This is a genomic window from Streptomyces ruber (assembly GCF_014648075.1).
Classification (GTDB): Bacteria; Actinomycetota; Actinomycetes; order Streptomycetales; family Streptomycetaceae; genus Streptomyces; species Streptomyces ruber.
The window spans coordinates 45,425-71,606 of record NZ_BMQK01000020.1; the positions used below are offsets into that span (position 1 = coordinate 45,425).

Annotated in this window: 26 protein-coding genes; 19 read left to right on the plus strand and 7 right to left on the minus strand. The window is 73.0% G+C overall.

The annotated features are described in order from the left end of the window. Nucleotides 1-17: 17 nt before the first annotated feature. The 8 genes from IEZ04_RS29820 (at nucleotide 18) to IEZ04_RS29855 (ending at nucleotide 7,376) form a co-directional block, all read left to right on the plus strand. Nucleotides 18-407 (plus strand): ArsR/SmtB family transcription factor, encoded by a 390-nt coding sequence (locus IEZ04_RS29820; protein WP_189220108.1) that lies wholly within the window; start codon nucleotides 18-20, stop codon nucleotides 405-407. A gap of 217 nt (nucleotides 408-624) precedes the next feature. Next, nucleotides 625-1,416, plus strand: a complete 792-nt coding sequence (locus tag IEZ04_RS29825; RefSeq protein ID WP_189220109.1) for a bestrophin-like domain — start codon at nucleotides 625-627, stop codon at nucleotides 1,414-1,416. An 825-nt stretch (nucleotides 1,417-2,241) separates the two neighbouring features. After that, complete coding sequence (locus IEZ04_RS29830; protein ID WP_189220143.1) at nucleotides 2,242-3,090, plus strand: nucleotidyltransferase domain-containing protein; 849 nt, start codon at nucleotides 2,242-2,244, stop codon at nucleotides 3,088-3,090. 90 nt (nucleotides 3,091-3,180) lie between these two features. Continuing rightward, nucleotides 3,181-3,741: an RNA polymerase sigma factor gene (locus IEZ04_RS29835; protein WP_189220110.1), complete on the plus strand. Its 561-nt coding sequence runs from the start codon at nucleotides 3,181-3,183 to the stop codon at nucleotides 3,739-3,741. After that, entirely contained in the window at nucleotides 3,738-4,556 is an 819-nt protein-coding gene (locus IEZ04_RS29840; protein WP_189220111.1) for a zf-HC2 domain-containing protein, read from the plus strand. Before IEZ04_RS29835 ends, IEZ04_RS29840 begins: the two co-directional genes overlap by 4 nt. Next, nucleotides 4,553-5,407 carry an ABC transporter ATP-binding protein gene (locus IEZ04_RS29845; RefSeq protein ID WP_373296378.1) on the plus strand — a complete coding sequence of 285 codons (855 nt, stop codon included), beginning with the start codon at nucleotides 4,553-4,555 and terminating at the stop codon, nucleotides 5,405-5,407. Before IEZ04_RS29840 ends, IEZ04_RS29845 begins: the two co-directional genes overlap by 4 nt. Continuing rightward, nucleotides 5,404-6,807, plus strand: coding sequence for a hypothetical protein (locus IEZ04_RS29850; protein ID WP_189220112.1), 1,404 nt, complete (start codon nucleotides 5,404-5,406; stop codon nucleotides 6,805-6,807). The genes IEZ04_RS29845 and IEZ04_RS29850 overlap by 4 nt, the downstream gene beginning before the upstream one ends. Continuing rightward, on the plus strand, nucleotides 6,804-7,376 hold the full coding sequence (locus tag IEZ04_RS29855; protein ID WP_189220113.1) for a hypothetical protein: 573 nt from the start codon (nucleotides 6,804-6,806) through the stop codon (nucleotides 7,374-7,376). The genes IEZ04_RS29850 and IEZ04_RS29855 overlap by 4 nt, the downstream gene beginning before the upstream one ends. Before the next feature lie 60 nt (nucleotides 7,377-7,436). Here IEZ04_RS29855 and IEZ04_RS29860 read toward each other — a convergent pair whose 3' ends face one another. Together IEZ04_RS29860 and IEZ04_RS29865 are read right to left on the minus strand one after the other, a co-directional pair. After that, entirely contained in the window at nucleotides 7,437-7,982 is a 546-nt protein-coding gene (locus IEZ04_RS29860) for a 2'-5' RNA ligase family protein (RefSeq protein WP_189220114.1), read from the minus strand. 201 nt (nucleotides 7,983-8,183) lie between these two features. Further along, nucleotides 8,184-9,419 carry a winged helix DNA-binding domain-containing protein gene (locus tag IEZ04_RS29865; RefSeq protein WP_229821373.1) on the minus strand — a complete coding sequence of 412 codons (1,236 nt, stop codon included), beginning with the start codon at nucleotides 9,417-9,419 and terminating at the stop codon, nucleotides 8,184-8,186. Nucleotides 9,420-9,680: 261 nt separating this feature from the next. Between IEZ04_RS29865 and IEZ04_RS35670 the strand changes: the two genes are divergently transcribed. Beyond that, complete coding sequence (locus tag IEZ04_RS35670; RefSeq protein WP_268245696.1) at nucleotides 9,681-9,815, plus strand: hypothetical protein; 135 nt, start codon at nucleotides 9,681-9,683, stop codon at nucleotides 9,813-9,815. Nucleotides 9,816-10,025: 210 nt separating this feature from the next. On the opposite strand, the gene IEZ04_RS29870 is transcribed toward IEZ04_RS35670, so the two are convergent. Beyond that, a complete protein-coding gene (locus tag IEZ04_RS29870) occupies nucleotides 10,026-10,577 on the minus strand; it encodes an FxLYD domain-containing protein (RefSeq protein WP_229821374.1) in 552 nt (183 codons plus the stop codon). 426 nt (nucleotides 10,578-11,003) lie between these two features. On the opposite strand from IEZ04_RS29870, the gene IEZ04_RS29875 reads away from it, so the two are divergent. From IEZ04_RS29875 to IEZ04_RS29890, 4 genes are all read left to right on the plus strand, one after another. Next, a complete protein-coding gene (locus IEZ04_RS29875; protein ID WP_189220147.1) occupies nucleotides 11,004-11,996 on the plus strand; it encodes a phosphotransferase family protein in 993 nt (330 codons plus the stop codon). Between the two features lie 453 nt (nucleotides 11,997-12,449). Further along, a complete protein-coding gene (locus IEZ04_RS29880; protein ID WP_189220115.1) occupies nucleotides 12,450-13,601 on the plus strand; it encodes a serine hydrolase domain-containing protein in 1,152 nt (383 codons plus the stop codon). A 274-nt stretch (nucleotides 13,602-13,875) separates the two neighbouring features. Beyond that, nucleotides 13,876-14,511 (plus strand): DinB family protein, encoded by a 636-nt coding sequence (locus IEZ04_RS29885; RefSeq protein ID WP_189220116.1) that lies wholly within the window; start codon nucleotides 13,876-13,878, stop codon nucleotides 14,509-14,511. A gap of 364 nt (nucleotides 14,512-14,875) precedes the next feature. Beyond that, nucleotides 14,876-15,607, plus strand: a complete 732-nt coding sequence (locus tag IEZ04_RS29890; RefSeq protein ID WP_189220117.1) for an SDR family oxidoreductase — start codon at nucleotides 14,876-14,878, stop codon at nucleotides 15,605-15,607. A gap of 490 nt (nucleotides 15,608-16,097) precedes the next feature. On the opposite strand, the gene IEZ04_RS29895 is transcribed toward IEZ04_RS29890, so the two are convergent. Then, nucleotides 16,098-16,943: a prephenate dehydratase gene (locus tag IEZ04_RS29895; RefSeq protein WP_189220118.1), complete on the minus strand. Its 846-nt coding sequence runs from the start codon at nucleotides 16,941-16,943 to the stop codon at nucleotides 16,098-16,100. Between the two features lie 528 nt (nucleotides 16,944-17,471). Here IEZ04_RS29895 and sigJ point away from each other — a divergent pair. Both sigJ and IEZ04_RS29905 read left to right on the plus strand, forming a co-directional pair. Then, nucleotides 17,472-18,389: an RNA polymerase sigma factor SigJ gene (sigJ, locus tag IEZ04_RS29900; protein ID WP_189220148.1), complete on the plus strand. Its 918-nt coding sequence runs from the start codon at nucleotides 17,472-17,474 to the stop codon at nucleotides 18,387-18,389. Nucleotides 18,390-18,677: 288 nt separating this feature from the next. After that, on the plus strand, nucleotides 18,678-19,142 hold the full coding sequence (locus IEZ04_RS29905; protein WP_189220119.1) for an SRPBCC family protein: 465 nt from the start codon (nucleotides 18,678-18,680) through the stop codon (nucleotides 19,140-19,142). A 350-nt stretch (nucleotides 19,143-19,492) separates the two neighbouring features. Here IEZ04_RS29905 and IEZ04_RS35860 read toward each other — a convergent pair whose 3' ends face one another. Then, entirely contained in the window at nucleotides 19,493-20,053 is a 561-nt protein-coding gene (locus IEZ04_RS35860; RefSeq protein WP_308429842.1) for an SGNH/GDSL hydrolase family protein, read from the minus strand. 1,246 nt (nucleotides 20,054-21,299) lie between these two features. Here IEZ04_RS35860 and IEZ04_RS29915 point away from each other — a divergent pair. Together IEZ04_RS29915 and IEZ04_RS29920 are read left to right on the plus strand one after the other, a co-directional pair. Continuing rightward, complete coding sequence (locus tag IEZ04_RS29915; RefSeq protein WP_189220120.1) at nucleotides 21,300-22,178, plus strand: methyltransferase domain-containing protein; 879 nt, start codon at nucleotides 21,300-21,302, stop codon at nucleotides 22,176-22,178. A gap of 179 nt (nucleotides 22,179-22,357) precedes the next feature. Next, a complete protein-coding gene (locus IEZ04_RS29920) occupies nucleotides 22,358-23,233 on the plus strand; it encodes an NAD(P)-dependent oxidoreductase (protein ID WP_189220121.1) in 876 nt (291 codons plus the stop codon). A gap of 413 nt (nucleotides 23,234-23,646) precedes the next feature. On the opposite strand, the gene IEZ04_RS29925 is transcribed toward IEZ04_RS29920, so the two are convergent. Next, nucleotides 23,647-24,498: a LysR family transcriptional regulator gene (locus IEZ04_RS29925; RefSeq protein WP_229821375.1), complete on the minus strand. Its 852-nt coding sequence runs from the start codon at nucleotides 24,496-24,498 to the stop codon at nucleotides 23,647-23,649. 80 nt (nucleotides 24,499-24,578) lie between these two features. On the opposite strand from IEZ04_RS29925, the gene IEZ04_RS29930 reads away from it, so the two are divergent. Further along, nucleotides 24,579-25,115, plus strand: a complete 537-nt coding sequence (locus IEZ04_RS29930) for a cupin domain-containing protein (protein WP_189220122.1) — start codon at nucleotides 24,579-24,581, stop codon at nucleotides 25,113-25,115. A gap of 123 nt (nucleotides 25,116-25,238) precedes the next feature. Continuing rightward, nucleotides 25,239-25,601 carry a DoxX family protein gene (locus IEZ04_RS29935; RefSeq protein ID WP_189220123.1) on the plus strand — a complete coding sequence of 121 codons (363 nt, stop codon included), beginning with the start codon at nucleotides 25,239-25,241 and terminating at the stop codon, nucleotides 25,599-25,601. Nucleotides 25,602-25,922: 321 nt separating this feature from the next. Here the strand turns inward: IEZ04_RS29935 and IEZ04_RS29940 are convergent, their stop codons facing one another. Continuing rightward, nucleotides 25,923-26,090, minus strand: coding sequence for a DUF6233 domain-containing protein (locus IEZ04_RS29940; RefSeq protein WP_189220124.1), 168 nt, complete (start codon nucleotides 26,088-26,090; stop codon nucleotides 25,923-25,925). Between the last annotated feature and the right edge of the window lie 92 nt (nucleotides 26,091-26,182).

Here is a 26,182-nt window from a genome sequence, read left to right on the forward strand (position 1 = left end):
GTCGGTATGCTGGACACATGGGCCATGGACGCGTCACCAGCAGCAGTGCCACCACCCGCGAACGTCTCGACGCGGTCGGCACCGCCGACGTCGCCGCCACCCTCCAGGCCCTCGCCACGCCCTCACGGCTGCACATCCTGGCCCGGCTCCAGGAGGGCCCCTGCTCGGTCGGCGACCTCGCCGACGCCGTCGGCATGGAGGCCTCCGCCTGCTCCCACCAGCTACGCCTGCTGCGCAACCTCGGCCTGGTCACCGGCGAACGGCACGGACGCTCGATCGTCTACTCCCTGTACGACGACCATGTCGCCGAACTGCTCGACCAGGCCCTCTACCACGTCGAGCACCTGCGCCTGGGCATCCACGACACCCCGGCGCCCGCCCCCGGCGGGACCGCGGCCGGCCCGTAGACCCCTCACCGCTCACCGCTGGTGACCCGGCCACCCGGAACACCGCGAACTCCACGCACAGCGACGGTCGTTGACGTCGGGGCGGCCCGGCACGCGGCAGCGAGATGGCAAGTCCGGTCGACCGCTCACTCGGTGGTATGAACTGTCCGCACGCTTTCGTGCCGGTTCGTCATCGGGGGTGCTGTCGGCGCGCGCGGCGTGCCTAGACTCCGCGGACATGTCGCTGTGGCTGCTCAACCATGTCAGCACCTTCACCCTCGCCCTCGTCACCGTCGGCGGCACCGTCCTGCTGGCCCTCGCCGGCAGCGTGCTGGTGCGGCGCAGATATCCGTCGGTCGCCGAGGGCGAGCACAACGACATGGTCGGGGTGGCGCTCGGGATGTTCGGCGCGATCTACGGGATCATCCTCGCCTTCGTCATCGTCACCCTCTGGACGCAGATGGAGGACACCCAGACCATCATCGCCTCCGAGGCCACCGACGCGGCGCTCATCGCCCGTGACGCGGCCGCCTTCCCCGCCCCGGTCCGCGCCCGTCTCGACGCCGAGCTCAGCGGGTACGTCCACGCGGTCGTCGAGAAGCAGTGGCCCCGGATGCGTGCGGGACGGCCGAGCTACGGGGCCACGGAGAGCCATCTGCGCGCCGCCTTCGAGGTGCTCCAGAGCTACGACCCGAAGAGCCGGCGCGAGCAGGTCTTCTACGAGGAGGCCGTCGGCAACATCAACGACATCGCCGCCCAGCGCCGCGCCCGCCTGACCATGGCGGAGCAGGAACTCCCCCCGCTGCTGCAGGTCCTGGCCTTCGGCGGCGCGTTCGTCCTGATCCCGCTCACCTTTCTCTACGGCGTACGCATGCTGCGTATCCAGCTGCTCTTCGTCGGCTCGGTCGCGGTGCTCATCGGCTTCAGCCTGCTGCTGGTCTTCGTCCTGGACCGCCCCTTCGCCGGCGAACTCAGCGTGAGCCCGGCCCCGTACCGGCAAGGGGCCCTCGCCCAGTACTGGGCCCCCTGACAAGCACTCCGCGCCGCGCCGGACCTCAGCCGGCGGCAGGTGGGTGCCGAACAAGCCGGCGGGCTCGGCGACGGCCGGGGGACGTGCTCGTCCGGCGCGGCGCACCGGCATCCTGGCGAGGAACCCGCCGCCCGCCGCGCTGTTCACGACTGCGCGCTCAGCTGCCCCGCACAGGCGCGTGCGCTGTGGTCCCCGTCGACGGGGCGACCACCGCCCGGCCGTGCGCACCGCGGGCACCGAGGCGCCGCGCCCCCGGCCACCGGCGATCTCGCCCGTCCCCGACCGGTCCCCGGACCGCCGCGGCCGACCGGACCGGCGGCTCATCGCCCCGACCGCCGCACCCGCCGCCCCCTCCCGCGACGACCTGCGCCTCCTCCGGGCGGCGGTACGCGGACCGACGGGGAGGGCCGGCCGGGCCCGGCGGTCACCGTCCGCTCTTCACGCCTCGCTCCGACCTCCACCACGACCCGGTCCGATCCTGCGGCTACGAGGCCGGGGCGGCGGCCGTCCAGGGGCACTGTCCGGCGGGCCGCGAGCGGGAGGCGGAGGCCGCGGTCCCGGTCGGGCTGTGCGAACCCGTCTGCCCCGTGGGCCCGAGGGGTGCGTACGGGAGTGGGGCGAGACGTTCCGGAAGCCGGCATGACCAGCACAGGCGGCCCGGTCCGCAGGTCCACCGGCGCGGAGGCGACATGGGACGGGACCTCCGCACCGCCGGGCACGAGTCGTTCCGCGACACCGTGCGCACCTTCCTCGCCGACGCCGACCGAACCGTTCCCCGGCAGCGGGCAGCGGGCAGCGGGCAGCGGGCCCCCGGGGTGCGCGGAGATCCGCTCCGCAGCACGCGCCGGCGCAAGGCTCAGTGGCCGCACGAACGGGCGAGGGCTGAACCACGACGGAACCGTCGCACGCGAGGGCGCACTGGACCGAGCGCCGGCGGCGTTCGTCCCCGTCGTCGACGCCGCCCGCGCCCGTCTCGCCGCCACCTTCGACCCGACGCGCCTGCACAGCGCCTACCTCTACGGCAGCACCCCCCGCGGCACCGCCACACCCGGCGTCTCCGACCTCGACCTGCAGCTCGCCCTCCACGACGAGCCCACCGGCACCGACCACGCCGACGCCGGAGCAGTCGAGGCCGCACTCGACCACGCGTCTCCCCAGACCGACGGCGTCGGGATCCTGCTCGCGAGCACGCGCGTCCTGCTCAGCGACCTCGAACGCCACGACGCCGGGTTCTTCGTCGCCTGCCTCTGCACCCCGCTCCCCGGCCCCGACCTCGCGGCGCGACTGCCCCGCTACCGCCCCACGTCCCTCCTCGCCCGCGAGACCGACGGCGACCTCACCCGTGTACTCCCGCGCTGGCGCGCCCGAGCCGCCGAAGCCGTCACGGACGCCGATCGCCGCAGGCTCGGCCGCCTCGTCGGCCGCCGGCTCGTCCGCACGGGCTCCACCTTGGTCATGCCCCGCTGGGGGGGCTGGACCAGCGGCCTCGACCGGTCCGCCGAACCCTTCGGCCACCACTGCCCCGGGCGCGCCGAGCAGATGCGCGTCGCCGTGTCCACCGGCCGCGCGCCCTCGGCCGACCCGGCAGTGCTCGGGATGCTCATCGAGGACCTGGGCCCCCGGCTCACGGCCGAGTACACGGCCGTGCACGCCGAGAAGGCCGCACGCCCCTGACGGCCCCGTCCCCGGAGACCCCGCGCGGCGCATGTGACGGGGATCACGCCACAGCGAAAACCCGCCGTCCGTGCCCGGCGTCTAGCGGGTGTGAGATCAGTCAGGAAGGCACCGGGCGAGCCGGACGAGGAGCACCTCGTCCGGCTGGTGGCCAGGGGCGACCGTGCCGCGTTCGAGGAGCTGTACCGGCGCACGGCGCCGTGGATGGCGGTGCGGCTGCGCCGCCGCTGCGCGGACGAGCAGATCGTCGCCGAGGTCATGCAGGAGACGTATCTGGCGGTGTGGCGCGCGGCGGGCGCGTTCGTCGGGACCGCCGCCGGGGGCACCGCCGTCGGCTGGCTGTGGACGATCGCGGCGCGCCGGCTCGTCGACGCGTTCCGGCGCAGGGCCCACCACGCGGAGCCGCCGCCCGCGGCCGCCCCGCAGCCCATGGCGCCCGCCGCCGAGGAGGAGGCGCTCGCGGCGACCGTCGGCGGTGAGGTCGGGGACGCGCTGCGGCGCCTCGCGCCGGAACTCAGACAGGTACTGCAGGCCATGGTGCTCGACGGGCTGTCCGTCCGGGAGACCTCGGTCCTGCTGGGACTGCCCGAGGGCACGGTCAAGACCCGTGCCCGCCGGGCCAGGATCGAGATGCGGAGGGCGCTGGCATGAGCGGGGAACACCCGGCGGTGCGGCTCGTCGACGGTTACGCGCGCGGCGACACGGACCTCGCCGCCGACGACGTGTGGGCGCTGGAGGCCCATCTGGAGGCGTGCCGGATCTGCCGTGACCGGCTGTCGGCCTCCGTCACCGCGCAGACGCCCGCCGTCACGGCGCTGGTCGGCACCGTGTGGTCCGGCCTCGAACCCCAGCTCGCCGGCACCGCCCCGGCACCGCCCCGGCGGCGCCGGTCCGCGTGGCTCTCGGGATGGCTGACACCCGTGATGGTGCCGTGGCTGGCCATGGTCGTGACGGTGACACTGCTCGCGTTGCTGCTCGACCTGGCCGGCACCGGTTCCGGCGCGGTGCCGCCGGTGCTGCTGCTCGCCCCGGTCCTGCCCGTGCTCGGCGTCGCGGCGTCGTGGTCGCGCGGCCTGGACCCGGCGTACGAGCTGACGGCCGCCGCGCCCCGGGCGGGGCTGTACCTGGTGCTGCGGCGCACCGCGTCCGTGCTCGCCGTGGTCGTCCCCGCGCTGCTGCCGGTCGGCTGGGCGACGGGGGTGATGGCCGCCCAGTGGCTGCTGCCCTCACTGGCCCTCACCTCCGCGACCCTGGCACTCGGCGGTGTCGTCGGCGTGACCCGCGCCGCCGTCGCGCTGGTGGCGGTGTGGGCCGGAGCGGTCGTCGCACCGACCCTCGCCGCGAGCCGTCCGGCCCCCGCCCTGCAGACGGGCGGCCTGCCCGTGTGGGCGCTGGTCCTCGCACTCGGCACCGCGGTCGTGCTCGCCCGCAGAAGCGCGTACTCCGTGCTGGACGCCCATCGATGACCACCTCGACCACCATCACGACCACGAGGAAGGACCACCACTTGATGTCCGCGGTGAGCGCGGCCGACATCGCACCGACGCCCTACGCCTGGGAGATCCGGGCCACGGGACTGAAGGTCGGGGTCGGCAGGAAACGCATGGCGGTCGACGGGCTCGACCTGACACTGGGCACCGGCGTCCACGGCCTGCTCGGCCCCAACGGGGCGGGCAAGACCACCCTCATCCGGGCGCTGGCCACCGTGCTGCGCCCCGCCGGGGGCACGCTGGAGCTGCTCGGCGAGTCCGTGGGCGGCAGGGGCGGGCACCGTGCGCTGCGCCGCCGGATCGGCTACCTGCCGCAGGAGTTCGGCTACTACAAACGCTTCACGGCACGCGAGTTCATCGAGTACATGGCGTGGCTGAAGGAGGTGCCCAAGGCGGACATCCCCGGGGCCGTGCAGCGCGCGGTGGAACGCGTGGGTCTCGCGGACCGCGCCGACGAGAGGATGAAGGCCCTGTCCGGCGGCATGGTGCGGCGGGTCGGCATCGCCCAGGCCATCGTCAACGACCCGGCGATCCTCCTCCTCGACGAGCCGACGGTCGGCCTGGACCCCGCACAGCGGCTGCGCTTCCGCGAGCTGCTGCAGGAGCTCGGTACGGACACCTGCGTGGTCGTCTCCACCCACCTGGTGGAGGACGTCGCCGCCGCCTGCACCGACGTGGTGCTCTTCGCCGAGGGCCGGCTGGTCTTCCAGGGCACCCCGGACGAACTGGCCGCGGCCGGCGGCCCCGAGCACGTGGGCGACAGCCCGCTGGAGCGTGGCTACTCGGCGCTGCTGCAGGGACCCGGGCGGGGAAGGGGCACCTGGTGAACACGCGCGTCCTGCGCACCGAGCTGAAGCGTTCCGTCGCCCCCTGGGCCGGCGCCGTGATCCTGACGAGCGCGCTGGCGTTCCTGTACCTGCTGGACGCCGCGTGGTGGAGGGGCACCACGGCGTGGACGGCCCAGTGGACGTCCCTGGCCCTGTGGACCCGCGGCCTGCTGTTCTACCTGTGGCCGCTCGCCGTGGGACTCGGCGCGCTGCAGGGCCTGCGCGACCACCGCTCGAAGACGTCCGAGCTGCTGGCCACCACACCGCGTCCCGCCTGGCAGCGCGCCGCCACGCTGGCGGGCACGACGGCGCTCACCGTGACCTCGGCCTTCGCGCTGCTCGTCCTCGTGGGCGGGGTCCAAGTGCTCGCCGGCACCGCGTACACGCACGCCGGATGGCTGCCGATCTCGCTGGTGGGGGCGCTCTCCCTCGTCGCGGGAGCCGTACTCGGCATGGGCGCCGGGCGCGCCCTGCCCTCCGCGCTCACCCCGCCGCTGCTGGCCATGGGCGCCTTCGTGTTCACGGCGCTCCTGCACTCGTCGCTCGGCCGGACACAGACGGTCACGGACGAGGGGCTCCCGATCACGGAGCCGAACCGCCTCTCGCTGCTGTCACCGGCGGTGGAGGAGGTGCGCGACGTGCTCGTCACCCTCTCCGCCTCCGTGCACGTCGGACAGACGATCTGGCTGCTCGGCCTGGCCGCGGCCGGCTTCGCGCTGCTGGTCGCCGCGACCCCGCGCGCCCGGCTGCTCGCCCTGACGCCCCTCCTGGCGGGCGCCGCGATCGCCCTGCTCGTCCTGCCCTCCGACCCGCGCCGCATGTACGTCGTCGACGAGACCGCCGCGGAGCTGGTGTGCGACGGCCCGGTGTGCGTGGCCAGGACGCACGAGGCACGGCTCGCCGGCCTGGCGGGCCCCGGCAAGGAGGCGCTGCGCCTGCTGCGCGGCGCCCTGGGCGACCGGGCGCCGGTCTCGGTCCGGGAGAACACCGCCGTACTGCCGGAGGGCACCACGCCGCGGTGGTCCCGCGAGACCGTGCTCTTCGGCTTCGACGACGGCATCGTCGCCGCCGCCGCGACGGACGAGGAACTGACCCGGGCCCTGATCGCCAAGGCCTTGGTGCCAGGGTGCACCCCCGTCGGCTGGAGCGGCTACGGGGGAGACGAGTACGCGCAGCCCGTCGCGGCGGGCTGGGTCCTCGGAACCTTCCGGCCGCTCCCCGGCAACGGGGAGTCGGCGAGCTGGCGCCGCGAGGCCGACGCCCGGAGCCGTCCGGTGTGGGAGCAACTCATGGCACTGCCACGGTCCGAACAGCTCCCCCGGATCGACGCGATGCGCGCCGCCGCCCTCTCCTGCGAGGGCGACCCGTTCGACGAGCTGTCCGGCGGTGCGTCCCGGTGAGATGGGTGACGCTGTACGCGCGCTCGCGGCAGGTGCCCGCGACGCTCGCCGCGGTGGTGATCGGCACGGTGGCGGTGTGGACGCTCGCCGGCGACGGCGGGGGGCCCGGCGACCCGCGGCTGCCCGCCCTCGTCCTCGCCGCGGGAGCGATGGCCGCCTCGACCGGGCTCAGCGGGCAGGACCGCGACCTGGACCGGACCGCCGCGATCCGCTGGGCGCCCCGCCGGGCGGCGCACGTGCTGCTCGCCGGCGCGGCCGTCGCCGCGGTGCTGCCGGCGGTGCAGACGACGGGGAAGGACCTGGCCACCGTCGCGTTCGTGGTCCGGGACGGCGCGGGCCTGATGGGGCTCGCCGCCGTCGGAGCGGCGGTGTGCGGCGGACAGTACGCGTGGACGCTGCCGTTCACCTGGCTCTCGTTCGCCTTCTTCGCCCCGCCCCCGACGAGTACGCCCCTGCGGGTGGCGTCCTGGATGCTGCTGCCACCCGGCACGGCGGCGGGCACCTGGACGGCACTGGCCCTCACCGTCGCGGGCACCGCCGCCTACGCCGTCGCGGGTCCGAGGCGATAGCCGGCCCGGACGACCGGACCGGCGCCGATCCCGGCGGGGCGGCCGACGCGACGGGGTCCGTCACCGCGGCCGGAGCGGCAGCGGGCCGAGAGGAAGGACGGTACGGGTGCCGCTGTCGTAGCTGCGCGCCGCGGTGAAGCTGCCGGGCCCGGGGCGGGTGCCGTCGAGCACGCCCTCGGCACCGGCCCAGTCCTGGGCGCGGTCCCGGCTGCGGGCCAGGGTCAGATGCGGGTCCCAGTCGCCGGGGCGGTGCAGCGGGTTGAGCCGGCCCGTGCCCGGCGAGGAGGCGAGCAGCCGCCACACCGCGGCGTGCACGGCCAGCAGGGCCGGGTCGGGGTCCAGCCGCCACACCAGTACGCGGACCCGCCCCTCGTACCGGTGCAGAGCGGTCACGCGCAGCGGCGGGGGCGGCACCTGCAGGATCCGGGTCAGCGCTGCCGGCACCGGCCCGGGCAGGCCGTCGCAGGCGGCGAGGGTGAGATGCGGCCGGTTGGTGGGGTGCCGGTGCCCCACCTGACTCGGCAGACCCGCCGCGGCCAGCCGCTCCCAGGCCTCCCGTACCAGCCGGCAGCTGACCGGGTCCGGCAGCAGCTCGACGGTGCGCACCCCGGCACTCTAGACCGTGCCGTACGTGGTGAGACGGACGGCTCGTCGTGGACGCCGTCCGCCGGCCGCACCGGCTCGTGCCTTGCCGGCCCACGTACGGAGTCCCGCTGCCGACCGGCGCCCCGACCGAAGGTGTCGCGGAGCCGGACGACGATCGCGGCGCTCAGACGCCGCTCAGGCGCATGCGGCGGCGAGCGGTCCTCAGGATCTCATCGCGGGCGAGATGTAGACGGGGGAGAGGCGGAAGCCGTCGAACCAGGCGGTCAGGCGCTGCGCCTCCGCTTCCAGCAGGCGCCGTTCCGTGGGCGTGACCGGCTCCAGCAGCCGGAGACGTACGTGGCCGGCGTGGTCCTGCGTCCAGCAGCCCACCGCCCGGCCGTTGACCCAGGCGGTCGTGCCGGCGTTGCCCCGGCGTTCGAACAGCTGGTCACGGTGGGGGCCGAGGTAGAAGTCACGTCCGTGCCAGCCCATCACGGTCGGATCGAGGACGGGCAGCAGAGCCGCCCAGGGCCCGGGGTCGGTGACCTGCTCAAGGTCGTCGGGCAGCAGCCAGCCGGTCGCTCCGCCGTCCAGCGTGACGGGAAGCGCATCGAGGCCGGCGAGGGCGGCACGGACGATCGCCTTGGTGGCGCCGAGCCACCACACGATGTCGTCCTCGGTACCGGGCCCGAAGGTGTACAGCCAGCGGCGCACGATCTCGCGGTAGCCGGCGGCGGCGTCGAGGGCGGCGGGCGGCGTGCCGAGCCATGCGCGCATCAGGGTCCAGCGCGGCCGGGAGGTGTACCAGCCACCGGTGTTGGCGCCGCGCACGATGTCGGCGGCGGCGCCCAGCTGGGTCAGTACCCGTGAGGCGGTCCAGGGGGCACCGGGCCTGACCGTGACCTTCACGTCGATGCCCGGTACGGCCCGGCGGATCTCCTGGGCCGTACGGCCGTCAGCGGCGGTGGCGAGCAGGGCGAGGACCTCGGCGCGGGCCCGGTCGAGCCAGTCGTGGCCGTCGGGCGCGAGGCCGGCCGCGACGATGTCAGCGGCCATGCGGGCGCGCTCGGCGGCGGCGACCCGGGCGGACGGGCCGGCCCAGGCGGCGGGGAGCAGATCCCGGGGGAAGACGAACAGCGTCCGGCGCATGGCGAGCTGCTTGACCAGGACGCGGTCGGTGTGGAGCGCGCGGGCGACCTCGGCGGTCGTCGGCGCGTCCATCCGGGCGTGACAGGCGAGGTGGACGGTGGCCGGCTCGGTGGCGTGCAGAACGGTCATCGCCCGGGTGACGGCCTGCGGCGATGCGGCACGGAACGCCGGGGCCAGCGCGTGCCGGACGGCGAGCCGGGCGCGGCGTTCCGCGTCGGTGACGTGACGCACGGGCGGGCCGGGGACGTTCCGGCTCGGTCGGGGGCGGCCCGAGGAGTCCGGTGACCGGCGCAGGGAGGCTGTTGGCATGGGATGCATCGTCCCCGGGGTAGCGGCCACCTGCTGACCGCTACCCCAGCGCCCCGGAAGTCGCGAAGCCGGGCGTGCGCCCGTCGCTCACTGCCCGCCGGGCACCCGTGCGCCGACCAGCGATCTCCCGGTACCCGGCAGGACCCGGAAGCGGGACCGCCGTGCCGGTCGTCGATGAAGTCACTGTCGCCGTGCACGACGGGGACCGGGACGTCGGCCTCTGTTCCGTACGAGGCGAGCGGCAGGCGCACGGCCGAGACGGTGCCCGGAGCACAGCCGGCCGTGATCCCCGGCGCGCCGCACGGACTCGACGTGCCGCACACCGAGGGGTTCGGCCAGGCCCTCCTCGGCTTCCTCGACGAGCTGGACCGGCCGACTGACCGACTGACCGCGTGAGCGACTGCCCCGGGTGGGCGCCGCGCCGCCCTGGACCGCCCCCGGCCCTCAACCGCCCCTTCGCGTGCTGCCGGGCGGAGGGGCGGTGTGCGCGCAGGGAGTGACTCACGGGGGGCGGGGGATGCCGGGGTGCCCGCGTCATGCCCGCCGGCCCTCGGCACGCCGCTGCTCGATCAGGGCGGCTCGCCGGGTGTGCCTCGGGCCCATGGCTCAGTAGCGCACCGCCCGGTGCACTGTCGCGCGTATCTCACCTGCCAGGTCATGGGTGCTGCGGGCGTCGGCCTCGGCCGACTTGCCGGCAGGGACGTCGCCGACAGTGACGACGGCCGTATCCAGCCGGTTGCCGTGCGGGTCGGCGAAGTCCACCTGCACGGCGAAGGACTCCCGGGAGCCCGTGGTGTTGCGCACGGTGACCGGGACCGAGGTTCGTCCGTCGCTGTCGGTGACCGGTTTGCCGAGCTGCACGTCGTTCATGACGTCGACACCGTCCCGGATCTCGTCCAGCTTGCGTTCCGCCTCGGCTGTCGCCGACGCCAGTGCCTCGGCTGCCTGCGACGGGAGTGACGACGCGGCGGAGGGAACCGCCTCGCCCAGTGAGCTCGCCGCCGACGCGGCCCGGCTGGCCGGGTCGGCGGGAGCGGCTCCGCCGCCCTCGCCGGAGCAGCCGGTCAGTGCGGCCGCGGCCAGTGCCACGACCGCTGCCAGGGCTGCTCCCGTCGCCCGGTGTGCCCGGTGACTCGCCATGTCCGCCATGCCTGCCATGTCGCCTCCAGGGTCTCGTGCGGTGTGTGCACTCACGCGCGGGGCGAGCGCCTTGCTCCGGGCCTTCGGCCGGTGTGGCCGTGTCCTGTGTCGCTTTGGTGCTGTGCGTTGTGCCGCTGTGCGTTGTGCGGAGAGGTCACGGCGCCAGAGGAAGTGGGACGTGCCCCGCCGTCTCGTCGTTCCGGGCAGCCGCACTGTTTCCGCCAGCCACCCGCTGATGGGTCGGTGCGACGCGGCGAGGTGGTGGTCAGTGATCCACGGCCCACCGACCGTCACATTGCCCCCACGCTCATCAACGCGCCGACTCACCGCGGTCGTCGAGAGGATCAGCTGCCACGGCTCGATACGAGGGCCTGAACGGTGCCGGCGGCAGCTGCGGGAGACGCGGAGCCGTGCCACCATCGCTTCCGTGCGCAGCCGCTGCGCATGCCGGCATACGAAGGTCGAGGTGGCGCGGTGACCAACCCCGATGGGGCGGCGGCTGCCCGACCGTTGGCACTGGCCTGGGCGAGTCGGCACCTGGAGGCCGGCGAACGGATCGTCGGGATCGGCGTCCTGCACGGCGGCATCACTGCCGAGATGCGGAGGCTGACCATCGGTACGCGCGACGGAGGTACCCGCGACCTGGTGCTGCGGACCTTCGTCGACCCGTTCTCGGTGGAGCGCGCCGAGGACTGGCTGAACAGGGAGGCCGGCGCCCTGCTCCAGCTCGCGGGGACCGGCGTACCGGCTCCTGGACTCGTCGCGGTCGATCCGACCGCCGCGCATTGCGAATACCCGTCACTCCTGATGACACATCTGACGGGCCGGACGGTCCTCGACGATGAAGGCCTGGAACCGCGCCTCCACCTGTTGGCTCGTCAACTCGTGGCGATCCATGCCGTGCGGCCCACCGAACGGCCCGCCGGGTATGTGACGTTGACGACCGCTGACACTGTCGTCACTCCGAAGGGCGCCGACACGGCGGCATGGGCCGCGGCGATCGACGTGCTCCGCAAGCCGCCGCCGCCCTGTGAAGGGCGGTTCCTGCACCGGGATTTCCAGCCCGGCAACGTGCTGTTCGACGCACCGCCCGAAAGGCCGGCAGATGTCCGGATCACCGGTGTCGTCGACTGGGCAGCGGCCTCCTGGGGTCCGGCGGATCTCGATGTGGCGCACTGCTCGACCAATCTCGCACTGCTCCACGGCCCGGAGTGGGGCCTGCGGTTCACGGAGGCGTACGAGGAGGCCGGCGGTGTGCTGGCTGCGGCCGCGAGCGAGCGGCTGTACTGGCGGGTGCGGGACGGGCTGGCGTGCTCGGAGGAAGTCCAGCAGGTGGCGCGGCCATGGCGGGAGGCAGGAAGGACCGAGCTGACGACGCGAGTCGTGGAGGCACGGCTGGATGCCTACGTCACCGCCCTGATGGACACACCGGGCTGAACGAGAGCGACCTGGGGCGCGGGCACGGTAGCGGGCATCGGGCCGTACACGGCCACACGCTGCACGGCCTCCGGCCCGACCCACGGGTCCTTCCGTCCCCGGCGTGGCGAGCGGCGGTGCGGAGGAGCGTACGGTCCGGCCGCGGGCGTGGGCGGCGCCGTGGTGGTCGTTCGGGTTCAGAGGATCGGCGATGCGCATGCCGATGGCGGAGAGCTGTTCGATCCGCTTCGATGCCGGCGTTGCGGCTCTGCCGGATGCCGGGTGCCGGGTGTCGGGGCGCCGGGGGATTTGGGGGTGCCCTTAGGGACTTCCCCGGGCTGGGGCCGTACGGCATCAGGGTCGAGCATCGTCGGGCGAGAGGATCCGCCGGGACGGTGTGACCGCCAGGATGAGTGCCGACCGGGAACGCCCCCGGTGCTTTCCCCGTTCGCCCGCCCTAGGAGATCCTCACTCATGAGACTGCGCGCCCGAGTTGCCGTCGCCGCCTTGACCCTCGCCCTCGGTACCGCACCACTCACCGCCCCGGTCGCCGTGGCCTCCGCCCCCGAGCCCATGCCGCTGTCGGTGCGGCAGCCGGTCACGGGGCCCGACACCGTGGCCCTGCGCAACGCCATCGCGGGCCTGCCGGACGCGGACACGTCGGCGGCCCTGATCCGGGTGGGTGGGCACGGAAGCTGGACCGGTACCGCGGGAGTGCGGGACCTGAGGACCGGCGCGCCCGCGCTGGAGCACGCACGGTTCCGGGCGGGTTCGACCACCAAGGTGGTGACGGCCGCGGTCGTCCTGCAACTCGCCGCTGAGGGCGAGGTCGACCTCTCCGCGCCCGTCACCCGCTACCTCCCCGGCCTGCTCCCGTCCTCGTTCACCACGCCGCCCACCGTGCGTCACCTGCTGAACTTCACCAGCGGCCTCCAGCCGGGCGTGAATCTGGGCGGCACCACGGAGGACATGTACGCGAACCGGTTCCGGACGCTCACCCCGGAACGGGTGGTCGCCACCGCGGTCGCCAAGGGCCCGGCCTTCACCCCGGGGCAGCGGCAGGTCTACCAGAACATCGACTACACCGTCCTCGGCATGCTGATCGAAAAGGTGACGGGAGACGACTACGCACACCAGGCCGAGGCGCGCGTCTTCCGGCCGCTCGGCATGCGGCACACCGATTTCCCCGACGGCCCCGACCCTCGCATCCACGGCCCGCACAACCGCGGCTACTCCATCGTCGGTGGCCGTACCACCGACGTCACCGAGTGGAACATGTCCGACCGGTGGGCGGCCGGCGACATGATCTCGACCACCGCCGACCTGGAGCGTTTCCTCGTCGCCCTCTTCTCGGGCCGCGTCGTGCCCGAGCCTCGGCTCAAGGAGATGTTCACCGTCCCGACGGTCCACGAAGGCACAGCGACGTACGGTGCGGGACTTGAGCGATTCGAAGTCAACGGCAAGGAGGTATGGGGCAAGACGGGTTCCCGCCCCGGCTACCACACGGTGATCGCTGCCACCGCAGACCTGTCCCGGACTCTGGTCTACTCGGTGAACAGCAAGAGCGCGCGTGAGGACGGCCTCGCACTGGCACAGCGCTTCGGTTTCCCTGCCTTCAACCGATAGGAGCGGCAGAAGCGGACGGCGGGCGGACGGCCGGCCAGCACAACCGTGACGCACCGCCACCGTCGCGCCCGGCCTGCCCACCGTCCCGGCCGAGGACCACGGCACTCAGTGGTACGCCGCCGCGCTGTGCCGCGCATCCGTTGCACGACCGGTCGTGCTCTGCCCCGGCCCGGTCCGGTATGGGGAAGTGATCGACGGTGCCCGCCTGCCGGACGAGTCGATCCGGTTCGCCGCCGGCGGTTGGAAGGGATCATGCACACGGCAGACTGGCCCCATGACCGCATCGAATCCCAAGGCTGATCTCCACTCCTACCTGCAGTCCGCCCGCGACGCCCTGCTGTGGAAGCTTGACGGGCTCTCGGAGTACGACGTCCGCCGTCCGTCGACGCCGACCGGCACCAACCTTCTCGGCCTGGTGAAACACGCGGCGAGCGTGGAGCTGGGCTATCTCGGCGAGACCTTCGGACGGCCGTCCGGTGAACCGCTGCCCTGGCTGGAGGACGGTGCCGAACCCAACGCGGACATGTGGGCCACCGCCGACGAGTCGCGCGAGTACATCGTCGGCCTCTACCGCCGAGCATGGGCCCACGCGGACGCGACACTCGACGCGCTGGCGCTGGACACGACCGGCAAGGTGCCGTGGTGGCCCAGCGGCAAGGACGAGGTGACGTTGCACCACGCAGTGGTGCGCGTCATCGCGGACACGCACCGGCACGCGGGTCATGCCGACATCGTCCGGGAGCTCATGGATGGCGCCGTGGGGGTGAACAAGGGCGACGACAGCATGGCGCCGGGCGACTCGGAGTGGTGGGACGACTATCGGAACCGACTGGAGCATGCAGCTCAGGAGGCCCACCGACGCGAGCCCACCGACGCGGAACTCCGGACCGGTTCGGCTGAGACGGGCTGAGGCGGGATGTGCGGCCGCCTGCCGGGGCGGACGCACACCGAGGCAGGTAGCGGCAACGGCCGGCCTGCCATCGTCGGCAGCCTCCTCATGCCTTCCATCGGGCAGGGGTCGCGGGTACTCCGCCGCCGCGGACCTGCCCCCGGCGCACAGCCGCGGTCGGGGCTCGCGCCGGTTCCGGAGCGCCGACGAGGCAGGCCGACGGTACGTCGCGGTGTCACGGCCCGTCCGCGCGGGTCCACTGGAGCGGACCGGGGCATGGACGAGCCGCCGGTGCCACCGCGTGCAGCTGGTCGGACTTCCGTACGTGCAGTCCACACGGACACACCGCACGTGCACATACCGAAGCAGAACAGTGGAGGAAAAGATGAAGGTGGCGGTAATGGGCGGCACGGGAATGATCGGTTCCCAGGTGGTCGAGGACCTGCAGGAGGCAGGACACGAGGTCGCGGGGTACTCCCTCTCGTCCGGTGTCGACCTGACCAGCGGCAAGGGAGTGGCCGAGGCCGTCGCCGGCAGTGACGTGGTGGTCGACGTGACCGATTCCCCCACCTTCGACGCCGCATCCGTCGACTTCTTCCGTGCCGCGACGAGCCATCTGGTGGAGGAGAGCGCGAAGGCCGGGGTCCGGCACATCGTGCTGCTCTCCATCGTCGGTGTCGATCTGGTCCCGGGCGTGGACTATTACCGGGCCAAGGTGCTGCAGGAGGACCTTCTCAAGGCCGGCCCCGTCCCGTACTCGATCGTCCGCGCCACCCAGTTCATGGAGTTCGTACGGTTCCTCGTCTCCACGGCGGCCCGGACGACGCCCGTACGCCTGCCGTCGACGCTCGTGCAGCCCATCGCCGCCCGCGAGGTCGCCGCAGCGGTCGCCGAGGCAGCGGTGAACCCTCCCCTCCGGGGCACGGTCGACATCGCGGGTCCCGAGGTCTTCCCCATCGACGAGCTCGGCCGCGTCACGCTGGCCGCCCAGGACGACAGCCGGGAGGTCGTGACCGACGACAGCGCCGGCATGCTCGCCGCGGTGCGGGGAGACGCGCTGACGGCCAAGGAGGGCGCCCGCCTGGCGTCCACGCACTACCGTGACTGGCTCTCCTGACCCGCGCCCGGCGCCCCGCCCCTTCGTGTGCGCCGGAGCTGCCCACCTGTGACCGCCGGCGGACGGCGGACTGCCGACGCCGGTGTTCCCGCGGAGCGGACCCGCTCCTCGCCCCGCCGGGGAGCGCGGGAGCGGGGGCCGCGGCTTCCCGGCGACGCCGTGCCAGGTGGTGACCGCCCGGAGAAGCGCGAGCCGGGAGACCGCGGCGGCGGACGCTCCGCACCCCGGTCCGGTCGGGACCGTGTCCCGCGAGGCTGTCGAGCACCTCTCCCGCCCGTTCGGACAGTTCGGCGCCGGCCCGCACGGACCTGGTGGCCACCCCGATGCTGTCATCGGCGGGGCACGCGCAGGCGAGGAGGACCCGGAGCAGGAGGGCCGAGCCGATCTCCCAGGACACCTCCGTGCCCGGGAAGCCGGCCAGGTCCCCGCTGCTCCCGTCCCCGCCCCTGCCACCGCCGCCGTCCGGGCACTGTCCGGACGGCGGCGGCAGTCATACGGTGCGCTCCCGCAGGCGGTGCGGATGGGCGGGGTACACGCCGAGGATCCGTACCTCGCTGGAGAAGAAGCGCAGTTCCTGCAGGGCCAGTTCGACATGAGGCTGGTCGGGGTGGCCCTCGATCTCGACGTAGAAGCAACTGGGGTTGAGGCCGGCGCCCATCTGGTAGCTCTCGATCTTGGTGAGGTTGACGGCGCTGCTGGCGAAACCGCCGAGTGCCTTGTAGAGGGCGCTGGGGATGTTCCGTACGGCGAAGAAGAGGCTCGTCATCGTCGGCTGGTCGGTGAGGGGCGCGACGGTGTGTTCACGGGAGAGCACGACGAACCGTGTGGTGTTGTCCGGGTCGTCCTCGACACCCGCTCGCAGTACCTGAAGGCCGTGGTGCCGGGCCGCGGAAGGTGGAGCGAGCGCCGCGTGCCGGGGATCTCCCAGCTCCGCGACCTCGCGGGCGGCTCCGGCGGTGTCGTCACAGACGAGCGTGCGCCAGCCGCCCTCTCGCAGCACCTTGCGGCACTGTCCGAGTGCGTGCACATGACTCCGTACACACTCCACCTCGTCGGGCGTCGTGCCGGGGATGCCCATCAGATCGAAGTGAATGGCGAGAAAGTACTCCCCGATCACGAACAGGCCCGACTCGGGCAGCAAGTGGTGCACGTCCGCGACCCGTCCAGCCGCCGAGTTGTCCACCGGGATGACCGCCAGATCTGCCGTGCCGAGCGTCACGGCGTCCAGGGCCTGCTCGAAACTCGTGCACGGCAGCTGTGTGCTCGCGGGGAACAGGTCCTGGGCGGCGGCCGCCGAGTTGGAGCCGAGTTCGCCCTGGTACGCGACGGTCGTCACGTGTGATGCCTTCCTCTGGAGGAGAGCTGACGTCCTCGGTCAGCCGAGGATCCACCGTAGCCCGCGGACGACGCGGGACCGCCGGCCTGTCCACGGGAAGAGACCGCCGGGCGACGCTCGAAGAGGACATACCGGACTCGCCGGCACTGACCCCGCCGGACTCACGGCCCGGCACCGGCCGCCGCGCGGGGTGCTCGCCCGGGACGCTGTCGAAAGGCAGCCGGACAGCGGAGCTCTTCCGGACCGCGGAGCGAGGGAAGATCACCGCGGAGAAGCGTCCGGGGACGACGCCGGACCACATCGCGCCCGGCCGGGACGCGACCGGGTACGCCGTCTTCAGCGCGGTGCTGAGACCGGCAACGTCCACCTTCGGCCCGGGAGCACAGCCACGTTCGACCGGATCGATCCTCACCACCCCGTGAGCTCGACCCCCGGCGATTAGGATCATCCGCGAGCGGGCCGTTCCCGGTGTCCCAGGACGAACACCCGCCCGTGACACACCTGTTGACCCGTGGAGGCATCGGCACCATGGACATGCACCGGCCGCCTGCCGACGACTCGCTCGACCAGGCCGCGGACACGTTCACGCGGCTGCGGCCCCGCCTGTTCGGCATCGCCTACCGCGTCCTGGGCAGCGTGTCCGAGGCCGAGGACGTCGTCCAGGAGGCATGGGTGCGATGGCAGGGCACCGACCGGAGCGTCGTGCTGGAACCGGGCGCCTTCCTCGCGAGGACGACCACGCGACTGGCCATCAGCGTGGCACGGTCGGCGCGGGTCCGCCGCGAGGCATACCTCGGGCCCTGGCTGCCCGAGCCGATCGACACCGGTGTGGATCCGCAGGTGGGTGCCGAGCGGGGGGAGGCTCTCGAGCTGGCTGTACTCCTCCTGCTGGAGAAGCTGAATCCCGTGGAACGGGCGGCCTACGTCCTGCGCGAAGCGTTCGACTACCCGTACGACCAGATCGCGGACATGCTGCAGCTGAGCCAGGCCAACACCCGGCAGGTCGTCAGCCGGGCGCGCAAGCACCTGGCGGCCGAGCGCCGTGGCCCCGTCGACACGGCGAAGCACCGACGGTTGCTGGAGGCCTTCATCACCGCCGCGCGGACCGGCGACGTCGCGGCGCTGGAGAACATGTTGTCGGCCGACGTCGTCGCGTACTCGGACGGGAACGGTGTCCGCGGGGTGGCGCGCCTGGCGGTCAGGGGCATCGAGCGCGTGGCCCGGATCAATTCCTTCTTCGACAGGTTCCTCCCGGGCGCCGGCTACCGCGTGGTCGAGGCGAACGGCATGCCCGGTCTGCTGATCACCCGGGACGGCGCCGCCGTCGCGTTCGTGAGCATCACGGTGAAGCAGAACCGGATCGACGGGCTCTACTGGATCATGACACCGGACAAGCTTCGGGCCTACGAGCGGTCGGCGCGCAGGCTTGTTCCCCAGGAGCCGTGACGACAGGAGCCGCGACGGCTGTTCGCCCCGGTCCCCCGCTCCGGGCGGGCGGCGGTACCCGTGCCGTCGGCTACGCCAGGGCCCCTGACGTCTGCGGCAGACCGCGAGATCGGGGCGTCGAGCCGTTCGTGTCGCGACCGCATCGGCTCGGCCGGTCCGGGCATCGATCGAGGGTGTGACGGACCGTGTGCGCGCCGTGGGCGGCCCCGCCCCTTCGCCGGCACCTCGTCCACGCTCGCCGCGTCGCGACTGTGCCAACGGGTACACATCGCATGCACCGTCCGGTACGTGCAGCCCGTCATCGTGTCGATCGACGTGCCGCAGACGCCGGAACAGGTTCACGACTTCCTCGACGTCATGGCTCACCACGAGCGATTCACCGATCACTACCTGACCGGCTGGCGGTACAGCGGCCCCGGTCGCGGCGTCGGACCGGGTGCCACCGTCACCGCCGCGCTGGGCGGCACGAGGACCGACATCACCATCGAGGTCGTCGAGACCGAAGTGCCATGGCGCATCGTCGAACGCAACGTCGGCGCGGCCGGCCGGCGCCTGGCCCACGGCACCTACACCATCGAACCACCGGCGGCCGGTGGCAGCCGAGTCTCGTTCGAGTACGCCTGGGCGCGCGCCCCTCTCGCCGACCGGCTGCTGGCGCCGGTCGTCCGGCCCATGACGCGGCGCGCCAATCGCACGGTCATGCGACGCCCGGCCACCGAGCTGGCCCGCCACGTGGGCACTACCCGGTCCTGACGGCGGCGGGACGCGCACTGAGCCCCGTCAGCCGTCAGCCGTCAGCCGTCAGCCGGCAGCACCGCCCGGCCGTCGCGCACCGCCACATGACGACCGGCCGGGAAGGCATCGGCCCTCCAGGGCGGCGGTGATGCGTCCCTGGTCGCCGGCGCCACCGCCACGCCGCCCTCGGGTTCGAGGCGGGACCACGAGAAGACGCCGGGGACAGGGGACGGACGTCGGCCTCGCACATGCACCGGACGTCCCCCCGGTCATGTCCCTTCTGGACGTGGCACGTGGCACGTGATTCATGACGCGTGGCGTGTGGCGCATGGCGCGCGGTCAGGCGATGGCGCGGGTGAGTCCCCGGATCAGCGCGCGTGCCACGAGCTCGGCGAAGCGCGTCGCACCGTACACCGAGGTGTGCGTGTTGTCACCGGTGACCCCGGTCGGATAGAGATCCTTGGACCCCTCCGCACCCAGCCCTTCCACAAGTCCTTGGCCAGGGCCGTCAGATCGATGAGCGGTACGTTCGGCTCGGCGGCCGGGGCGCGCGTCCCGACGGGCAGGTTCGCCGCCATGACGTGCAGCGCCACGGAGTCCAGGGTGCCGTCGTGCCGGAGGCGCCGCCGGACGACGGGGGTGACGAACACGGGTTCGCCCCCGCGGGCGACGACACGCTCGGCCATCTCCGTGAGGTTGGCCCGGCACACCTCGGCGGTGGTGGACTTGCCGTTGTGCCCGAGCTGGACCAGCACGGGATCACCGCGCTGGATCCTGGCCTCCACCGCGTCGAAGAGCAGCGGGTCGTCCAGGAACGACTGCGTACTGTCGCCCGGGTCCGCGTAGTCGGACACGGCGACGTCGCCGCGCAGGAACTGCGGCAGTCGTCGTCCCCAGCCGGCGTAGGGGGCACTGGTCTGGTCGCACACGGTCGAGTCGCCGACGAGGAGGACCTGCCGCGGCCGGCGGGCCGGAGTGACGCGCAGACCGGCGAGCTGAGGGGGCGCCGCCGCCGAGGTACAGGTCGGGACCGGGCGTGCCGGTGGGCCCGGTCGGCTGGCCCTCGCGCTCGCGCACGTCCACCGTGAAGGTGCGGACGACCCTCTCACCGGCGTCCGTGGCCGTCTCGGCGAGCATCGTGCGCCGCGTCTCGGCGGTGACGAGGGTGCTGCCCGCGGCGTCGCCGCCGATCACGGCCGTCACGTGGTAGGTGCCCTGGGGACGTCGAAACGGCAGACGACGGGGACATCTTCCGAGCAGTTGTCGGGGACGGACAGGTGGGGACGGTCATGCGCGTAGGCCGGAGCGGAGAGCATTCCCGCGCATGTGACAGTGGCGGTCAGCAGTGCGGTGCTGGTGACGCGTTGTCTCAGCCGGTTGCCAGAGGGCATGACTGTTGTCCCTTCGAGAACGGGGGTGACCTGTGGGCTCGCGGTGCTGCGGAAGTACGCGGACAGTGTGAACGTCAGGCACGCGGGAGAAGTGATCGAGCGCAGGTTCCGCACACACGGGGACTGACAACGCTTGACACGCACCTTCTGCTCTACCTGGGTTGCGCGCGTCACGACCCACCAGGTCCGGCGCAGCTTCCGCTCGCACTCGCTGCTGCCGCAAGTGTCGGCCTGTCGTCCGGTGCAGACGCCCGAGCGGCCCCGTCGGATCGGCCGGCGCCGCGGACCTGCACTGGCTCGACGGCGTGCCCGGCACCACCACGGGCGTCGGCTGGAAGGCGTGGCCGTTCCGTACCGGTGCAGAGCCGGCCGCTCGCATACGGAAAGGAGAAGGAGCACGATGACTGCGGCGACGCGGAGACGCACGATCCAGGTGGGATCCCGTTCCCCGGACCGCCCGGGCCCGGCCGGGAAGCGGACGACCACGTCATGGTCGGCGTTCCGCCCCGCCAGGTCGTGTCTCGCGACTCCCGCGGGCCGACGGGGTAGTGAAGGACCTCGCCGATGCTCGTAGAATCGGGACGTGGCATTCATGAGCACCCCGCACTGCTGCTTCCTGTGATCGGAAGGCGTTGAGGGCGATGCCGGACGGCGTCGCCCTCCTTGGCGTGCCTGCCGCGTGCACCACGCTGCCGACGCCGTCCGCTCATCCCTGAGCAGAAGACGCTCCGAGCGCGCGTGCAGGCACGGTCCCTTCCCTTCACCCTGTGCCAGGAGTGTTTCCGTGCCCGTGTCGCTTCCCCCTGCCCTCGCACTCTCCCTCGACCTGCTGCGCTGCCCGACGTGCCGCACGCGCCACCTGCGCCCCGACCGCGGCACACTGCGCTGCCCGGTGGGCCACACCTTCGACATCGCCCGCCACGGTTACGCCGGCCTGCTGACGGGCACCCGCGCCACCAGCGGTGACGACGCGGCCATGATCCGGGCCCGGGACCGGTTCCTGTCCACCGGCGCCTACGCGCCCATCCGCGAAGTCGCGGTGCGCCTGACGGCTGACGCCAGGTCCGGGCGGGCCACGGTCGTGGACGTGGGATGCGGCACGGGCTACTACCTGGCCGGGGTCCTCGACCGGCTGCCCGGCGCCCGTGGTCTGGGTCTGGACACATCGGTGCGCGCACTGCGCGCGGCGGCCCGCGCCCACGCCCGGGCCGCCGCGGTGGCCTGGGACGTCTTCCGTCCCTTCCCGCTGGCCGACAGGGTGGCCGACGTCGTGCTGGACGTGTTCGCCCCGCGCAACCCGGCCGAGTTCCACCGCGTGCTGCGCCCGACCGGCCGGCTGATCGTGGTCCGTCCCACCGGGCGGCACCTGGCCGAACTGCGCGGCCGGTTGCCTGCGACGGTCTCGATCGATCCGGCCAAGGAGCAGCGCCTGCACCGGGCGCTGGACCCCTTCTTCGAGGCCGTCGTCACCGAGCAGGTGGAGTACCCCGCGACTCTCTCCGGGCCGGAGGTCCTGGACCTGGCGGCGATGACGCCGAGCGCACGCCATGTGGGCCGTACAGAGCTGGACGAGGACGGCCTCCTGCCCGACCGGGTCACCGTCTCCGTGCTGGCCACCGCCTACCGTCCTCGGCGGCCACAAGCGGGCACGTGGGGCTGCTGACCGACGATCAGTGGACACATCCGGCGTCCTGCCTTCCCGCGACACGAGGAAGGCAGGGCGCCGGTTGGCCGACCGCCGGCGCAGCGTTGTGTCCAGTCCTGTGCTAGGTTCGGCGCGCGGACCGAGTAAAGCGATCGTTCTACTCCTTGTCGCCGCCAGTTCCCGGAGGTCCCCCTCTCATGACCGGTAAGCAGCCCGTCACCGTCATAGGACTCGGACCCATGGGCCAGGCGATGGCGAACGCCTTCCTCGACAAGGGGCACCAGGTCACCCTCTGGAATCGCACCGCGTCCCGGGCCGACGCACTGGTCGCCCGGGGTGCGGTACTCGCCGGCAGCCCTGAAGAAGCCGTCAGGGCGAACGACCTGGTCATCCTCAGCCTGATCGACTACCAGGCCATGTACTCCGTACTGGAGACGGCTCAGGACGCCCTGGCCGGCCGGGTCTTCGTGAATCTCAGCTCGGACACTCCCGGTAAGACCCGGGACGGCGCCCGCTGGATCACCGACCGTGGCGGTATCCACATCACCGGTGGTGTCACCGTCCCGCCGTCCGGCATCGGTGATCCGGAGTCCTCGACGTACTACAGCGGTCCGCGCGAGCCCTTCGAGCGGTACAAGTCCACCCTGGAGGCGCTGACCAGCACCGACTACCGGGGCGAGGACCCGGGGCTGGCCGCGCTGGTGTACCAGATCGGCATGGCCGTGTTCTGGACGTCCATGCTGGGCTATTGGCAGGCCATCGCCATCGGCGACGCCAACGGACTCAAGGCCTCGGAGGTCCTGCCCAGCGCGGAGGAGACCATGGCGTCCATGCCGGGCTTCCTCTCCTTCTACGCGCAGCGCATCGACGCAGCGAATCACGAGGGCGACGTCGACCGCCTCGCCATGGGCCTGGCCAGTGTGGAGCACGTGCTGCACACCATCGAGGACGCGGGCGTCGACACCACGCTCCAGAGCGCAGTCGTCGACCTGTTCCGCCGGGGCGTGGACGCCGGCCACGCGGCCGACAGCTTCTCCAGCCTCGTCGAGCTGATGAAGAAGAAGTCCTCGTAGACATGTGGAGTCCGACTGGGGCTGACGAAGCCCCGCGTGTGACTGAGTGCGACTGAGTGCGACAGGTAGCGCACGGCGGGCGGCACCAGCGGATCCGAGCCCGGGGGGGGGTCCGACTCAGCTCGCGCCGGGTGAGCGGCCGCACACGGTCTGGGCGGCCGCGTACGGGGCCTTGACACGCACTTCACGCCCGTGCGCTCCGGGAGAAAGTCCCGCGCACCCTGTCCCGTGCCCCCTGTCCCGTATGGCCACCGCCACCGCCATCGCGACCGCCTCACCCTGCCCGTCCAGCCCGGCCACGCCACTGCCGACCCCGAACGCAGCCCGGCCCCAGCACTACGCCTCCGTGCGTGAGGCGCCGGCCGCGTTGCCGGTGCGGGAGGAACGGTGGTGGCGCCGCCGGGCAGGCACTCTCAACGGTGGTACGCGGTGGTCGCCATGTCGGTGAACGACCGGATCAACGGGTTGGTGTCGCCTTCGTTCCATGCCACCACCACTCGGCTCGGCGGCATGTCGGTCAGCGGTACCGCGGCCAGCTGCGCGGGCAGGTCGTGTCCGAGGGGGGCCAGGCCGACGGTGCCGTTCCACAGCACGGCCTGCAGGCATTCCTGGACGACGCGCACCACCGGGCCCTCGCGTGGCCTGCCGCCGTTCCAGTACGACCGCCAGAGCGGATCGGTGTCCTGCGGGAACCGGAACCAGCGGCGGTCGTCCAGGCCGGCCAGGCGCAGCCGGTCGTGGCGGGCCAGCGGATCGTCGGCGCGCACGACCACACCGACCGGATCGCTGCGCAGCTCACGCACCGTCAGGGCGGTCTCGTCGAACGGCGCCCGCGTCAGGGCGACGTCGACCAGCCCGGCGCGCAGTCCGCAGGTCGGGTCGGTCAGGTCGGTGTCGCGGATGTGGATGTCGATGCCGGGGTGGCGTCGGCGGTAAGCGGCGGCCAGCCTGGTCGTTCCCGGATCGGTGCTGTCGCCCAGGATGCCGACGGTGAGGGTCGCGGCGCCGGCCGCCGCGCTCACGCGTGCACGGACGCGGTCGGCTTGGCCGAGCAGGGCCCGCGCCTCATCGAGCAGCACTGCGCCCACGGGGGTGAGCGTGACGCCGACAGGCGAGCGGGCGAACAGCAGGGCACCGATCTCGGTCTCCAGCTGCTTGATCGCCCGGCTCAGCGGCGGCTGGCTCATGTGCAGTCGAGCGGCGGCCCGGCCGAAGTGGAGTTCCTCGGCGACGGCCACGAAGTAACGCAGGGTACGGAGCTCCACGCTGCAACGATACCCACAGGGTATCGGCGCCGCGGAATGGATCTTGGACAGCCGCAGCGCCCCGGCGATGCACTGGGAACATGACCGAGCAAGCCAAGAGCAGCAGCGAAGCGCAGGCCGCCCCCGCCGTATCGGTGGTCGGTCCCGACGACGGCGAGATGATCGTTCTGGGCGCCACGCGCATGCGTGTCCTCGAGGACGGCAGCCATACCGAGCACCGCCTCGGCATCGCCGAATCCGTCCTCGCCCCGCACACTCCCGGACCACCGCAGCACCGCCACGCCCGGCACGACGAGGGTTTCTACATCGTCTCCGGCACCGTGCGGTTCACCGTCGGGGACAAGGACTACGACGCCACCACGGGCACGCTCGTGATGGTCCCGCCCGGCGTCCCGCACACCTTCGCCAACCCGACCGGCCAACCCGCCGTCATGCTCAGCACGTTCGCCCCCGCCCTGTACGTGCAGTACTTCCGGGACCTGCAGAGCATGAGCGCCGACGGCCGGCCGCTGACGCCGCAGGCCGCCCTCCACGTGATGGGCCGCTACGCGACCGAGCCCGCCACCGACCCCTCCCGGGACCGGCCGGATGACACCGCCCGCCCGTCTCCCCTGTGACCAGCGCAGCCGGGAGCTCCCACCTTCCACCTTCCGGGTCGCACAGACAACGGCCCGGCCTGCCCTGGGGGTTGCCCCGGGAATCGACAGGTCGCCGGCATCCGGTGACCGCGAAAAGGACTCATGACCATCGCATACTGGACCGTCGCCGGACTGCTCGCCCTCTTCTACCTGTACGCAGGCGCGGTGAAAGTGGCCCGCAGCCGAGACCGACTGCGCCCGATGATGGCCTGGGTCGACCGCACGCCCCTGTCCGCCGTCAGAGCGCTGGGGACGGTCGAGCTACTGGGTGCGTCCGGGCTGATTCTGCCGCCGCTGACCGGCATCGCCCCCTGGCTGGCGCTCGCCGCGGCCATCGGGTTCGTGCTCCTGCAGGCCGGCGCGGTCGCCGTCCACCTGACCGGTGAGGATCGCCAGATCACTCTCAACGTCGGGCTCATCGCCAGTACGGCCGTACTCATCTGGCTGGCCACCACCTGGCTGTGAGCGGGCACGGTCCCCGGCCGGCGGATGCGGCCGCGCAGGCACCGGCCCACGACCGCAACCTTGCCCCCCATATGCACCGCCGACGCCCGCCCGGGCTCCGCTCCACCGTCCGACTCCGGCACCGCCGTCCGCGCCGCGGCCCCCGCTCCCGCAGGTCGGCAGCTCGGGACGGACGGCGGACGGGAATCGCCCTCACTTCTGATTTCAGGTGGCCGGGGCCATGGCCGGGGCGGGGCTACTTCTCACCGCGACCCCGGTGCGCCCTGGGCAGGTGCGCGGGCGTCGCCCCGGTTGCGGGACCGGCGTCCAGGCGTCCCCCTGTCACCGGCCCTGCTGTTCGGGGACGCCCAGTTCGGTGGTGTCCGGGTGGCAGTGCGGGCAGGCTCTCGCGCGCTGGGCCAGTGCCCGCATCGCCTGCTCCCGTGTCACGCCTTTCGCGCGCTTGCCCGCCATGGGGCAGCCGCCCGCATGCACGTACACAGCCGTCATGCTTAGGCTGGTGAGGCTGGACTGAGCCGTAGTGAAAAGGGAGGCGAGTGATGCGTGAGCGTCTCGCTTCGTCGGCCCTGCCGGCTCCGGTT